Origin of the sequence: Micromonospora sp. NPDC050784 (assembly GCF_044456765.1) — a bacterium.
GTDB classification, from domain to species: Bacteria; Actinomycetota; Actinomycetes; order Mycobacteriales; family Micromonosporaceae; genus Micromonospora; species Micromonospora foliorum.
Window position 1 is genome coordinate 102,287 of the sequence record NZ_JBITGG010000009.1, and the last position, 13,437, is coordinate 115,723.

Annotated in this window: 10 protein-coding genes; 1 reads left to right on the forward strand and 9 read right to left on the reverse strand. The window is 69.4% G+C overall.

Features of this window, described 5'->3' with window-relative positions; translation table 11 throughout:
* Positions 1–2: 2 nt before the first annotated feature.
* Genes ACIBD9_RS14680 through ACIBD9_RS14705 form a run of 6 tightly spaced genes read right to left on the reverse strand, consistent with a single transcriptional unit; the run spans position 3 to position 6,300 of the window.
* Positions 3–941, reverse strand: coding sequence for a hypothetical protein (locus ACIBD9_RS14680; RefSeq protein ID WP_396717715.1), 939 nt, complete (start codon positions 939–941; stop codon positions 3–5).
* The gene (locus ACIBD9_RS14685; RefSeq protein ID WP_396717717.1) at positions 934–1,923 is read right to left on the reverse strand and encodes a M20/M25/M40 family metallo-hydrolase; all 990 of its coding nucleotides are present in this window, start codon (positions 1,921–1,923) and stop codon (positions 934–936) included. Before ACIBD9_RS14685 ends, ACIBD9_RS14680 begins: the two co-directional genes overlap by 8 nt.
* On the reverse strand, positions 1,920–2,687 hold the full coding sequence (locus tag ACIBD9_RS14690; RefSeq protein ID WP_396717720.1) for a hypothetical protein: 768 nt from the start codon (positions 2,685–2,687) through the stop codon (positions 1,920–1,922). Before ACIBD9_RS14690 ends, ACIBD9_RS14685 begins: the two co-directional genes overlap by 4 nt.
* Positions 2,684–3,268, reverse strand: coding sequence for an HAD family hydrolase (locus tag ACIBD9_RS14695; RefSeq protein WP_396717722.1), 585 nt, complete (start codon positions 3,266–3,268; stop codon positions 2,684–2,686). The genes ACIBD9_RS14690 and ACIBD9_RS14695 overlap by 4 nt, the downstream gene beginning before the upstream one ends.
* Entirely contained in the window at positions 3,261–4,727 is a 1,467-nt protein-coding gene (locus ACIBD9_RS14700) for a coproporphyrinogen-III oxidase family protein (RefSeq protein ID WP_238659191.1), read from the reverse strand. Before ACIBD9_RS14700 ends, ACIBD9_RS14695 begins: the two co-directional genes overlap by 8 nt.
* Before the next feature lie 10 nt (positions 4,728–4,737).
* On the reverse strand, positions 4,738–6,300 hold the full coding sequence (locus ACIBD9_RS14705) for a B12-binding domain-containing radical SAM protein (protein ID WP_396717724.1): 1,563 nt from the start codon (positions 6,298–6,300) through the stop codon (positions 4,738–4,740).
* 894 nt (positions 6,301–7,194) lie between these two features.
* Here ACIBD9_RS14705 and ACIBD9_RS14710 point away from each other — a divergent pair.
* Positions 7,195–10,128: an amino acid adenylation domain-containing protein gene (locus tag ACIBD9_RS14710; RefSeq protein ID WP_396717726.1), complete on the forward strand. Its 2,934-nt coding sequence runs from the start codon at positions 7,195–7,197 to the stop codon at positions 10,126–10,128.
* A gap of 61 nt (positions 10,129–10,189) precedes the next feature.
* Here ACIBD9_RS14710 and ACIBD9_RS14715 read toward each other — a convergent pair whose 3' ends face one another.
* From ACIBD9_RS14715 to ACIBD9_RS14725, 3 genes are all read right to left on the reverse strand, one after another.
* A complete protein-coding gene (locus tag ACIBD9_RS14715; protein WP_396717729.1) occupies positions 10,190–11,521 on the reverse strand; it encodes a carbohydrate-binding domain-containing protein in 1,332 nt (443 codons plus the stop codon).
* A gap of 178 nt (positions 11,522–11,699) precedes the next feature.
* Positions 11,700–12,611: a hypothetical protein gene (locus ACIBD9_RS14720; RefSeq protein WP_396717732.1), complete on the reverse strand. Its 912-nt coding sequence runs from the start codon at positions 12,609–12,611 to the stop codon at positions 11,700–11,702.
* Between the two features lie 12 nt (positions 12,612–12,623).
* Complete coding sequence (locus ACIBD9_RS14725) at positions 12,624–13,412, reverse strand: SDR family NAD(P)-dependent oxidoreductase (protein ID WP_396717735.1); 789 nt, start codon at positions 13,410–13,412, stop codon at positions 12,624–12,626.
* Positions 13,413–13,437: the final 25 nt, after the last annotated feature.

Below are 13,437 nucleotides of genomic sequence, written 5' to 3' on the forward strand. Positions count from 1 at the left end.
GTTCACCGGGTGAGCAGATTGCGCTCGGTGATCAGCGGCTCGATCGCCGTGGTGAGCTCCTCGGCGACCGCGCCGGGCAGCGCTCCGGGGTGCCACGAACGGATCCAGAACGGGTGGCAGTCGTCCTCGTCCCAGTAGATGTTGGCGTGGAAGTCGGCCAGCGAGGTGCAGACGATGCGCGCGACCGGGTACCAGGTCTCGTAGTCGACGTCGAACCGTTCGGCCACCTCGGGCGCCCGCAGCCGGATCTTGTCGTGGTCGCCCAGGTCGTGGTGCGGAATCGGCAGGTCCAGGGAGCGGATGGTGCCGCAGCCGATGTTGACCGGGAGCGGGAAGCTGCGCACCTCGAGCGCCCCGTCGCGCAGGCGGAGGAAGGCCCGGTCGTTGGAGAAGAAGGAGCTGCCGGACCGGACGTTGCGGAACAGCTCGGTCGACTTGCCGGCGCCCGAGCTGCCCACCGCCAGAGTGACGTGCCCGTCGTCGAGCCACCCCGCGCAGTGCACCTGCACGGCGTCGTCGGCCCGGCTACGGCACAGCAGCCAGTCCTCGATCACGTCGCTGACCAGCATCGGCGGGAGGGTGTCGGCGACGATCGTGGCGGTGTCGCCGGCCACGACGAGCAGGGCGCGGTCCTCGGCGTACACACCGCAGCCTGGCCCCTCGCTGACGATGGTGATGTCCCGCCGTTGTTCGGCGCCGTCGAACGGCGTGCCGTCGAGGAAGTACTTCCCGGCCGGTGATCCGCCCCGGTGCCGGGACCGGCGTTCCCCCGCACCGTCCGCGACACCGTGCTGCCGGTGCAGTGTCAGCTCGGGTTTCCCGCCGTCGGTGACGACGTCGATGCTGCCGCCGAAGGTGTCGAACACCTCGGCCAGCTCCCCACCGGTAAAGCCGGTGAGCCTGATCGTCCGGCCCCAGACGCGTAGCGCCGTCTCACTCATGGCGGTCCCCCTCGCTATCCAAGGCGTCCAGCACCCGGCGTAGGACGTCCTGGTGGTGTTCGATCTGGCCGATGCGGATGAACTCGTTCGGCTGGTGGTTGCGGTTGTCCGGGTCGGCGCCCGGAACGACGGCGAGACGGTCGACCTTCAGCGGGCCGAGCTGCCCCAGCCGGTTGGAGAAGGGCGCGAGGCCGCCGGTGGCCAGCCCCGGCACCGAGATCGTGCGGGTGCCCGCCACCGCGGCCATCGACTGGCGCAGGGTGTGCGGCCAGGCCGCCAGCAGGGCCTCCACCGCAGGCACCTCGTCCGGGCCGTAGCGGATGTCGAACCGGACGTCGATGTCCTGCACCGCCAGCGAGCGCTCGGTGTGCGGCGCGCTGACTCCGGTCAGGGTGAACCGCGGGCAGTCGGCCGCCGCGGCGAGCAACGCGCGCAGCAGCTCCGCCGCGTCCCCGCCGGGCCGGGCCGGATGGTGGGTCGGCCGCCCCGTCCGCAGGTGGAAGAACCCGTCGGCCTGACCGCTGTAGCCCGCGTAGAGGTCCGCGTCGCCGCTGGCGCCGTCGCAGATCAACAGCGTGGCCGGTAGGTGTCGGGCGACGAAGGCCGCCGCGCCGGGCGCGCCGTCGGTCTCCTCGCTCGTGTCGACGAGTACGAAGTGGCGGGCCGGGTCGGCCACCGTCAGCGCGTTGAGCAGTTGGAACTTGGAGTCCGAGACGCCCAGCCCGAAGAGCATCCCGTTCCGCTCGGTCAGCGTCAGCGGCTCGGTCTCCCAGTCGGTGCGTGGCCCGATCGGCTTGGTGTCCACGTGGCCGTAGAGCCAGACCGGCGCGGTCGGGTCGCCGAAGCCGAACAGCCGGTCGCCGACCGGCCGGCAGCCGAGCCGGCTCAGCTCGGCGGCGCAGCGCTCGAGCGGCCCGTCGCCGATCGGGCTGACCGTGTCGAGGGCGACCAACCGTGCGAGCGTGTCGAGGTAGTCGGTCACAGCGCCACCTCCGCTGGTTCCGGCATGACGGCGATCGCCGGCCGCTGCCGCACACCCTCCTCGTAGGCCGCGTTGCAGGCCTGGAAGCAGTAGTGCCACTGCGCGTCGACCGCGTCGTACTCGTGTCCGGCCAACCGGAACCCGGGCGTCCGCGCCATCCGCCGCAGCCCGGCCGAGCCGGTCAGCACCTCGGCGAAGTCGTCCACGGGCAGCGCGGCGAGCACCTCGGGCTTCGGGTCGGCGGAGACGTACCGGGTGCGCCGCAGGACGTCGTTGCGTACGAGCGAGTCGTCCCGGGGCTCGGCCACCTCGATGGGGGCGTCGGTGAAGACCACGGCACTGCCGCGCTCCCCCGGCCGGACCACGTCCACCCGGTAGCCGATCTTGAGGGCCACCGGACGCAGCCCGAGGTCGAGCTTGAGCAGCTGGCTGGTGGTGTCCTCGCAGGTGCAGCTGACGTAGCAGGACATCCCCCGGTCACGCACGTAGTCGTAGCGCACCCGCTCCAGCCGCCGGCCGAGCCCGGTGCCTCGGCTGCCCAGGGCCACCAGGAGATTGGCGAGCCGGTAGAGCTTTCCGGCCCGGCTGGCCGAGGCGTAGCCGCAGACCCGGTCGTGCGCGTTCGCCACGATCTTGATCCGGTCGGTCGCGGCGACCTCGGCCAGGTAGTGGTAGCGGTGGTACGACGCCCGAAAGAGTTCGTGAACGGCGGCCAACATGCCGGGGGGCAGGTCCGTTCCGGGTTCGTAGACGGTCAGGTTCATCGGGCCAGCGCAGCGGTGAGCTGATCGAACGAGGTGACGTCCCGGCCGTAGTGGATCGCGGTGAAGCCGGCCTCGCGTGCCGCGACCACGTTGGCCTCCCGGTCGTCCACGAACCACGCGCCGTCCGCGTCGACGCCGAGCCGGCGCCGCATCTCCTGATAGATGGCCGGCTGCGGCTTCCGGACGCCGATGTCGGCGCTGATCACCCAGTCCCGGATCGAGTCGGTGAGGCCGAAGCGCCGGCGCAGCACCTCGGACCAGCGGGACACGTCGTTGCTGAGGCAGGCCAGCCGCACCCCGGCCGCGTCGGCGGTCTTCAGGAACTCGTGCACCCCGGGCGTCAGCGTGTGCCGGGCGCAGTAGTCCTCGTCGTCCGCGGAACCGGCGACGCCGGTGGCCGCCCAGAAGCCGGCCGAGGTCAGCTCGCCCAGGCTGGCCCTGCGGTAGGTCTCCTCGATGTCGGCGGCGCTCAGCGGGGAACCGTGCTCGTGGACGTAGGGCACCAGCAGCTCGGCGACGTCGTCGGCCGACTCGTAGAGCACACCCATGGCGTCCAGGACCACGGCGGCGGGCTCACGCATACCTGTCCTGTTCGAAGAACATCCCGTACTTCATGCCCACGGCGGCCAACTGCTCCTTGACCGACGGCGAGTAGAAGGCGACGCTCAGCTCGTCGCCGAAGAAGTAGCCCAGCTCGGTCGGGCGCACCGCGGTGTCGGTCACCTCGAACAGCCCGTGTTGCTCGGCGTGCCGGATGGTGTCGCCGAAGACCTCGAGCGGGTCGATGCCGAACTTGGCCGCGAACCCGGCCCGGGAGACGCCCGCGCTGGTGTGCACGCCCAGCACGAAGGTCTTACGCATCAGCTCGTCACGGCCCAGCGTCTGACCCATCCAGGTCGGGTGCAGACCCTGGCGGACCTGCGCGCCCCACTCGCCCAACGACTTGGTGTTCCAGTAGAAGGTCGAGTTGAGGAAGCCGTACGAGCCGCAGCCGGCGCTCAGCAGCTGCGTCTGGTCCACGCCCCGTTTGAGTTCGGTCTGCTGCTGCATCTTCTCGCGCGCCTTGGCGTACTTGTGGCTCTGCACCCGGACGTAGTCCGCGTCGCCCATCATCAGGCCGTGCGCCAGCTGCATCCGCAGGCCGTCCTCGTAGGACGGGTAGAGGTCCTGTTCGAGCTTCGAGATGCGCTTCATCGGGTGCTGGCGCAGCCGGTAGACGCTCACCGACTCGAGCTGCCAGGCGATGATCTGTTTCATCGTCTCGACCCAGGAGGCGAGCGACTGCCCGGGAAGCGCGTAGATCAGGTCGACGTTGATGTTGTCGAAACCCGCGCTGCGCATGTTCTCGATGCTGCGCAGCGTCATGTCCGCGCCGTGCCGACGGGCCATGATCTTGAGTACGCGGTCGTCGAGGCTCTCCACGCCCAGGTTCACCCGGTTCACGCCGTTGTCCCGCAGAATCGTCAGCTTGTCGAGGTTCGCGTGGATCGTCTCGGGCGCGCACTCGAAGGTGACTTCCAGGCTGTCCTTGGTCTTGAGGGAGTGCAGATAGCTCATGATCCGCTTGATCTGCCGCTCCTCCAGGATCGAGGGTGTGCCGCCGCCGAAGTGAACGGTCCCGATCGTCGCGTCCGGGTTGTAGCGCTCCAGCTTGGCGTCGATCTCCCGGATCAGGAGTTCGATGTAGTCGTCCTTGTCGACCGGCGCGTTCCCGTTGTCCACGACCTTGGCGAAGTAGCAGTAGGAGCAGATGCCACTGCAGTACGGGATGTGCAGGTACATGTTCAGCACGTCGGCCGGAGGTTCCAACTCCGACCTGGCGAACATCGCGTCGTGCGGCAGCTCCTCCAGCACCCGCACCGGTGGATAGCTGTAGATGAAGCAGTAGTCGCCGCGCTTGTCGAAACCGGCCTCGGAGAGCCGGTCCCAGCCGATGCCCTGGTAGGCCGCCTCGATCGCGTCGCCCACCGCCTCGTCGAGCACGATCCGGGCGTTGTCCTCCTGAACACGCCGACGCAGGTCCTTCGCCGCAATGTACATGTCGAGTCCCTCAGTCCGTGCAGATCGACAACGAGTAGTTGCGCTGACGCTTCAAAGCGATTTCCTTCCATTCCGACTTGACCTCGTAGCCGCCGATCAGCGCCTTGTACGTGTCAGTCGGGGCCGGCACCCAGAACAGCGGGTAGGCGTCCTTGAGAAACTTGACGGCGTCCGGCACAGCGTCGTACCGGCTGATGGTGTCGAGCAGGAAGAACGGGTCGGTGCCGGCGAAGCCGATGCCGAGGTCGCTACAGGCCCGCGAGAGCCGCTCGACCCGCTCCACCACCACGTCGGCGTCCGGCAGCGAGCCGTCCGAGTTCTGGTACTGCCACCACCCGGAGTCGAAGGTGGTCAGCTGGATGCCGAACTCCTCGGGAGCGCGCGCGATGGGTGTGTCCGGAGGCAGGTAGAACGGGTTGATCCGGACCGAGTGGATCGTGTCGACGTTCGCCGCGAGGAAGTCGATGGTCCGCTCGATGTCGTCGGCGATCTCGCCGGGGAAACCGACGAGGAAGTTGACGTGGTTCCAGACGTCCTCGGCCGCGGCGTACCGCAGCGTGGTCGACATCGTCGGTACGTCGTAGTCCTTGCGCATCAGGTCGAGCAGCCGCTGCGAGCCGGACTCGACGCCGTACCGCGCGAGACGCCCGCCGTTCTGGCGGATGCGCCCGAAATCAGCGGCCTCCAGCCGATCCGCACGGATGTAGGTGAACCAGTTGGTGGCGCCGCCCCCGCCGCGGGCCTCGAGCTCGTCGAGGAAGCGCAACAGGTACTTGCGGGACGGGTTGAGCTCGTTCGTCATGAAGTTGAGCTGGTCGACCTCGGCCTTGGCGAGGTCGGCGAACGAGTCGATGGCCACCTTGGGCGGGGTCAGGACCGCCCGGCTGCCGGTCGCGACCCGGCAGAACGCGCACCGGAAGTTGCACTGCTTGTCCCAGACGTACAGGTGGGCACGCCGCGCCGGCGTCGGGTTCTTGTACGTCGCGATGCCGAAGTCCTCGTACTGCTCCCACGGCACCCAGTCGTAGACCGGCTGCGGGGGCAGCGACTTCGCCACCTTCCGTGGACCCGCGACGATCGCGCCACCCGGGGTGGGATTGGTGGTGTAGCTGTTCGGGATCGTCTCCGGTGCGGCCCGTTCGACGAACGCGGTCGTCGACTCCCAGCCGTCGCCCACGGTCACGGTGACCGAGCCGAACGGAGCGAGCGCGTGGATCACCTCGGAGGCCGACCGCTCCGTCCAGAACTGGCCGCCGAACATGACCGGCATGTCGTGCGCCAGGGCCAGCCGGGCCAGCAGCAACGCCGAGGCGCTCTGCTCGAAACCCATCACCGAGATGCCGAGGGGCTCCCCGCCGCTGGATCCGCCGATGATCTGCCAGAGCTGTTCGCCGTAGGCGCGGACCGGCGCGGCGAGCTCCGGCGCGAGCACGTCGGCGGTCGACAGCGCACCGTCGTACAGCAGCACGTCCTCGCCTTTGCGGCGCAGGTCGGCAAGCTGCATCTCGAGGTCGAAGACCTCGGCGTCATGGCCGTTCAGGCGCAGGCTCGACGCCAGCAGTGAAATCCCCACCGGCGGGTACGGAATGATTCTCTTGCCAGACGGAGCAAAGACGAGTTTCAATTCTTTTCCCCCGACGATGGGCCTGTGAACACATAACGACTTTGGCTTTCCGCGTTTTCGCGGATCGCGATTCGCTTCGCCTTGAGAGGTCCACGCTGAGCCTGACGGCAACCCTAAGCAGATCGCGAGAGACCCGCCAAGGTGTTTCCAGATAATGGGAGCGAGCATCCATGGTGTCGACAGTCAATTTCGTGCAGCATCGTTCACCAGTATTGCAAGGCAGGATAATTTGGGCGTCGTCGCCCGACTCGATCGTGAGCCCTATCGGACTATTCGGTGTGAAACAGTGCTGCTGTGCACGGCCCCACGAGACCAGTCAGCCTGGAGGGTCTCGGCACGGCCACACGCAGGGGTTTCATCCAGCAGTCGCAAGAGCGCACCCACATCGACGAGATCAATGAGCGGTGGGCACAGCGGTAGTCTGTCGCATGACCCAGTGAAGTCCCTTCCCCCGTAACAAGACGCGCCCCTCGAAGGAAGCGGCCCCCTTGTCGGCCATCTTCTTCGACGACCCAGACCTACCAGCCAGTCTTGTCCTTCAGGCTCGGGACGGATCCACCTCGTTGTTCACCGGCCGGACTGACTCCGGTCACATTGATATCACTCTCCGAGCTGACTGTCACCCCCTTGTGGTGTGACAACTTTCGATCTTCACGAGCCATCCCGGGCTGAGCTGGGAGACCACCAACAGTGATGTCGATCGACGTCGCCAGGCGGCGGTGGCGACCGGTGTCCGTCCCGCGCGGCAGCCAAGAATTGGTCCGGCTGTATTTATTTCGACTGATACCATCGAATGCGGGCTCGGCGCCGCACACCTGCCGGTCCGCATTCATGGAGGGGAACATGAGCGACGCCGCTGTTCGGAACGTTGTCGACCTCGTTCATCTTCAGGTGCGGCACAATCCGGACCGGCCGGCCGTGCGGGGGCACGCCGAATCGATGAGCTACGGGCAGCTGTGGCACCGCTCCGGCGTGCTCGCCGCGCAATTGCGCGACCACGGAGTGCGACCCGGCGACGTGATCGGCCTCTGCCCGCGGCGCTCCCCCGATCTGGTCGTCGGCGTCCTCGGCATCCTGCGGGCCGGCGGCGCCTATCTGCCGCTCGACGCCGCTTATCCGCGACAGCGACTGGAATACATGCTGCGGCAGGCCGATGCCACGGTGCTGGTCGGGCACCGCGACAGCGCCGAGGCGCTGGCGGGCTCGCGCCCGCTCATCCCCCTCGACGAGACGCACGACGGCCCCACGGTCGACGTCGACCTCACGGTCACGGCGGGGGACATCGCGTACGTCATGTTCACCTCCGGATCGACCGGGGTGCCCAAGGGGGTCATGCAGACGCACGAAGCCCTGGCCAACCTCGTCGAGTGGCAGCTCCGCGACTCGGTGGTCGGCGCGGGTGAGGTAACCGCACAGTTCGCCCCAATATCGTTCGATGTCTCCTTTCAGGAGATCTTCGCGACCCTGGCGGCCGGCGGGGTGCTGCTCTGTCTCACCGATGACGAGCGCCGTGACCCGGTGCTGCTGTGGAGGGTGTTGGCCCGGGAGCGGGTCGCCCGGCTCTATCTGCCGTTCGTCATGCTGCAGACGCTGGCCCTGTTCGCCGAGGAGCTGGCTGACGGCGCACCTCCGCTGCGTGAGGTGATCACCGCGGGCGAGCAGCTGCGCTGCGACGACCGGATCAAGCGGCTCTTCGCCCAGCTGCCCGGGTGCCGGCTCGTCAACCACTATGGGCCCACCGAGACACACGTCTGCACCCGGTATTCGCTGCCCGCCGATCCCGAAGGTTGGCCGCTGCTACCGCCGATCGGCACCGCGATCGACCGGGTCCGGCTGCACGTGCTGGACGGCGGAGGCGGTCCGGTGCCGTCGGGTGAGCCGGGTGAGCTGCACGTCGCCGGCATCGCGGTGGCACGCGGATACGTCGGGCAGCCGGAGCTGACCGGGAAGAGGTTCCGACCCGAGCCCGGTGGGGCCGGCATCATGTACGCGACCGGCGATGTCGTTCAGTGGACTGACGGCCAGTTGCACTACCTGGGCCGCAACGACGATCAGGTGAAGGTGAACGGCATCCGGGTGGAGCCGGCCGAGATCGAACGCGCCCTGCTGGACTTCCCGGAGGTGCGGGAGGCGGCCGTGGTGGCGCGCGCCGGCGCGGGCACCCGGCTCGTCGGCTTCGTCACCGGCCGGCTCGACACCGGGCTGATCCGGGAGCGGATGGCCGCAACACTGCCTGGCCATCTGGTGCCGCACCGGATTGTTCGGCTGCCGGAGCTGCCCACCACGCCGAGCGGGAAGCTGGACCGCGCCGCGCTTGTCGACCTCGCGTCGCCCTCGGTCGGGCAGGGGGCGGACGGCCTCGCGGCGATCTGGCAGGCGGAGCTCGAACTGGCCGACGAGCAGGTCGAGGATCTACGGGCGGCCGGTGTGGACTCCCTCGCCGCGGCACGTGTGTCGGCGCGCATCGCCCGGGAGTTGGGGGTGCTCGTGGCGACCGACCGGCTGCTGGCCGCCACGTCGCTGGAGCATCTGGCCGAGATCGTGGCGGAGAGCCCCCCGGTGCCCCGCCTGGCGGCTGCCGAGCCTGCCGGGCCACAGCCGGTGAGTGTGATGCAGCGGCAGATCTTCGTCGACGAGATGCTCGCGGACAGCGGGCCGTCGCACTGGGTGTTGGCCGAGCTCGACATCACCGGGGCGTTCGACCCGGCCGCGGCCGAGGCCGCGGTCCGTGCGCTCACCCGCCGGCACGCGGCCCTGCACACCCGCTACGACTTCGTCGGGCGGAACATCACCCAGCAGTACCTGCCCTCGGCACTGCCCGACGTGACCCATGCCGGGTCGGTCGACCTCGCGGCGCTGCGCGGGCGGCGCCTGGCCGAGCGCTACGAGTTCGGGGCGGTCGCCACGCCGGTCGTCGACCTCGTCCAGCTCGGCGACCAGCACCACCGCCTGCTGTTCCGGGTGCACCACGCCAGCTGCGACGGCTGGTCGCTCGGGTTGCTGTTCGAGGATTTCGCCGCCCTCTACCGCGGCGATGAGCCGCCGCACGCGATCCAGCCGTGGCAGTTGCCCGCGGTCGAGACTGACCTCTCCGACTGGGTGGAGCACCTGACGCCGGCGGCTGCCCGACCGCCGAAGTCCTGGGGCCGGCAGCGTGCTCCGAAGCCGACGCTGCGCCGGGTGCCGGTCGTGCTGGACGCGGCTGAGGTCAACGCGGTCCGGAAGCGGGCCACAGACGCCGGCGCGACACCGTTCGCCGTGCTGCTGGCCGCGTGGGCGTCCCTGTTCGCCGAGGACGGCGCCGAGGTGTGCGTGGGGGTGCCGATCTCCACCCGGACGACGGCCGAGGAGGCCAGCTGTGTCGGCCTGTTCCTCAACACCGTCCTGTTGCCGTTGGCAACCGGCGCGGAGAGCTTCACGGCTCTGACCGACCTCACGCAGCAGGCCGTTGGTCGGGCCCTGCGGCATCGGACCGCGCCCCTGCCCGATGTCCTCCGGCGCCTGCGGGTCGACCGAAGCGGCAGGCACCACCCGGTGGCCCAGATGATGTTCGCTCTCCAGCCTCCCGGTCCGCGCGAGTGGCGGTTGGCCGAGGGAACGCGAGCAGAGCTGATCCTGGACGTCGGCATCCCGGCGCCGACCCGGTTCGACGTGGTCCTCAACCTGGACGACCGGGGCAACCAGATCGTCGGATGGTTGGACCACGACGTGGGCGCGGTGGACGCCACGCAGGTGACCGACCTGATCGCCGGTTGGCGCCGGACCATCAGAGTCTGACCATCGCCCCGGTGGCTGCCGGTGTCCTCTGCTCGCGAGCCCTCGACCTGTCGAGTCCGCGTCAGCGGACCACGCCCAGCCCGGTGAAGGACCTGTCGTACTCGGTGAACGACTGGTTGTTGTACGGGGCGTAGATCCAGGTCCGCAGCGAGTTGGCCGCGGTGTCGACCTCGACGAGGCGTACCGGGTTGGTGGTGTTGGAGTGGAACGTCTGGAGGAACGTGTAGATCTTGTTGCCGTTGACTCCGGTGTCGACCCGGTTGGCGGCGATGCCGACGTGACCGGAGAAGACGAATCGGATGTTGGCGTACTGCTTGATCAGATTGTCGAAGAGGTACTGCGGGCTGGTCGCGCCGTACGAGGCGCTCTGCTCGATGTTGCCGCTGCCGTCGATGTAGTCGTGGGTGACGACGATGACGTTGTGCCGGGGGTGCGCGGCGACGACGCTCCTGGCCCAGTTCACGGCCTCGACCCGGGGCCAGAGTTCCAGGGTGAGCACCATCCACTGGACCCCGCCGGCCTCGAAGGTCGAGTACGAGTTGTCCACCTTGCCGGCCTCGAACTGTCCCTGCACCGCGCCGTACTGGCTGGCCGTGAAGTACCTGTTGAAGACGGTGGTGTCGCGGACGAGTTCCCGGGTGTGGGCGGGGTCCCGGGCGGAGCCGCCCTCGCCGGTCGCCTGGGTGTCGTGGTTGCCGATCGCCAGCGAGTATGGCAGGCCCGCGGTCTCGATCGGGCGCATCGCGTCGCGGGCGATGACGTACTGGGAGTGGTCGGGGGTGTCCCAGTTGACCACGTCACCGGAGTGCGTCACGTAGCGCAGGTCCAGCGCGGAGCGGTTCTGCACCAGCCAGTTGGTGCGGTTGCGGAACCGGGTGTCCGAGCTGTTGAGCACCTCCTGCTGGGTGTCCGGCAGGACGGCGAAGCTGAACTTCGTGTCGGTGGCGCCCGCGGTTTCCATTCGCGCGTACGCGATGTGGACGTTGCGGTCGCAGGTGTCGGCCCGGAAGTCGTTGATGAGCTGGATCCGCACGGTGTGCTGCCCGCCGCCGACCGCCGCGCCGACCGGGTAGGTGCCGTAGCTGGTCGCGCTGACGATGGTGGTCTGGCCGACGGCGACACCGTCGACCGTCACCCGGACGGTCGGCCAACCCTGGCAGTTGTCCCCGATGGCCCCGATCAGCACCCGCCCGGAGCCGCTGATGCTGGTGGTGGCGTAGCTGGAGTTACCCCAGAGCGACGCGTGCGTGCCGGAGGCGGGCACGGGAGTGCCGGTCGCCGTACGGATCGCCCCGTCCACGACGGTGAACTGGGAGGGCTCGGCGGCGCTCGCCGTACCGCCGGTGAGTGTTCCACCAGCCACGGCGACCACCAGCGCCGCGGCCGTCGCCACCAACCTGGACCTGGATCTCCTGATACGCACCGCTGATCCTCCCTTGCCGACATCCGCCCAAAAGCTGGGCATTGGCAGCGTAGAGAAGATCGGCACGAGACATATGAATGCGTCAAGGCCATCCTGAGTACCCGAGTTGTACGTTCCGTTGCCGCACGGCCCGGGACGCGGCGCGGTCCTACCGGGCGGTGCCGCCGCCCGATCGACCCGTGCCGGCGGCGGAGGGCCGGTGCGCGATGCGGGGCGCGCGCACGGCGGAGGCGTTGCCGGCGCCGGGGCGGTAGTCCCGGGCCGCGCTGGCCACCATCTCGTCGGCATCGCGAGCGAGCGTCTGCCGGATGTGCGGCGGAACGAACTCGGACGTCGCCATCGCCAGTCGGACCTGCACCGCGCGGTCGTCGACCAGGCGCGCCAGATCCGCCTCGCTCAGCTCGACGGACCGCACCAGCGCGGCACGGACGTCGACCACCGGGTCCGCGGCGAGCGCGCTGCGCTGCTCGGCGGTGGTCCGCGGGTTGCGGGCAACCCCCTTGCGTACGCGTGCGGTGCGATCGGCCAACAGGGCGGTGATCACGTCGGGGTCGTGGGTGTGGGTGGCGAGCCGTTCCCGTACCTCGGGTGAGACGTCGTCGATCAGCTTGGCGGCCAGCTCCGGCTCCAGCTCCCGACTTTCGGCGAGGAGACCGCGAAGCTCCTTGTCCGAGGTCTCCAACATGACCTGGCGGATCGACTCGTCGCAGGACGGGTTGCCGGCGACCGCCCAGCGGACCCACCGGTCGGCGTCCTTGACCAGGCGCATGAGGTTGGCGATCGAGGTGGAGGGGTTTCTCGCCACCGCCTCCCGGACCTGACGATCATGGTCCCGGGTGAGCGGCCGCAGGGCCTGCGCGGGAGCGTCGGCCCGAGCGGCGACCGCCTTGCGGACCGGGACCGACGGGTCGGAAGCCAGGTCGATAAGGGTCATTTGTGGTGTTGTGGGGTCCTGGGCGAGAGCGAGCCGAGCGTCAGCGCTGCCACCGATCGGACGGTGCGCGGTGGTGCCGGACCCGCTGTGACGGTCGGCCTCGCCGACGTCCTGCTGTTTCCCCATGGCGCAATCATGTCACGCGCCCGGTTCGGCAGTACCGACCGCGGGCGGGACCGGGGCGGGGAGGCGCAGGCCGGACATGCCGCCGTCCACCGGCAGCGACGAGCCGGTCACCGACCCGGTCGCGGGCGACGCGAGGTAGACGACGGCCGCGGCCACCTCGTCGGCGGTCACCAGGCGGCCGGTGGGCTGCCGGGACGCCAGCTGCCGCTTCTCCGCCGTCGGGTCGGCCGCGCCCGCGAGCAGGCGGGCCACCCAGGGCGTGTCGACGGTGCCGGGGGCGACACAGTTGACCCGGACACCCTCCGTCACCAGATCGGCGGCCATGGCGAGGGTGAGGGCGTGCACGGCACCCTTTGACGCCGAGTACAGGGCGCGTCGGGGCAGCCCGACGGTCGCCGCGATCGAGGAGATGTTGACGATCGCCGCAGATGACGACCGGCGCAGGTACGGCAGGGCGACGGCGCTGGTTCGGGCCACGCCGGAGACGTTGACGTCGAGTACCTTGCTCCACTGCTCGTCGTCGTTCTCCTCCACCGTGCCCACGGCCGAGATGCCGGCGTTGTTCACCAGGATGTCGATGCCGCCGAACGCCTCCGCGACCGAGGCGACGGCCGCGCTGAGCGAGGCCCGGTCGGCCACGTCCGCCCGGACGCCGAGTACGCCGGGGTCCTCCGGCAGACCGGACAGCTCCAGGTCCAGGACACCCACCCGGGCGCCGGCGGTGGCGAACGCCCGCACGCAGGCAAGCCCGATCCCCGATCCACCTCCGGTCACCACCGCCACCAGACCGTCACACCGCATGCTGCTCTCCCCTTTCGAGTAGTCC

Excerpts from the sequence above, each read along its gene's own strand:
- ACIBD9_RS14725 (WP_396717735.1), bottom strand. The coding sequence starts at position 13,412 with ATGCGGTGTGACGGTCTGGTGGCGGTGGTGACCGGAGGTGGATCGGGG.
- ACIBD9_RS14710 (WP_396717726.1), top strand. The coding sequence starts at position 7,195 with ATGAGCGACGCCGCTGTTCGGAACGTTGTCGACCTCGTTCATCTTCAG.
- ACIBD9_RS14700 (WP_238659191.1), bottom strand. The coding sequence starts at position 4,727 with ATGTACATTGCGGCGAAGGACCTGCGTCGGCGTGTTCAGGAGGACAAC.
- ACIBD9_RS14680 (WP_396717715.1), bottom strand. The coding sequence starts at position 941 with ATGAGTGAGACGGCGCTACGCGTCTGGGGCCGGACGATCAGGCTCACC.
- ACIBD9_RS14695 (WP_396717722.1), bottom strand. The coding sequence starts at position 3,268 with ATGCGTGAGCCCGCCGCCGTGGTCCTGGACGCCATGGGTGTGCTCTAC.
- ACIBD9_RS14690 (WP_396717720.1), bottom strand. The coding sequence starts at position 2,687 with ATGAACCTGACCGTCTACGAACCCGGAACGGACCTGCCCCCCGGCATG.
- ACIBD9_RS14720 (WP_396717732.1), bottom strand. The coding sequence starts at position 12,611 with ATGGGGAAACAGCAGGACGTCGGCGAGGCCGACCGTCACAGCGGGTCC.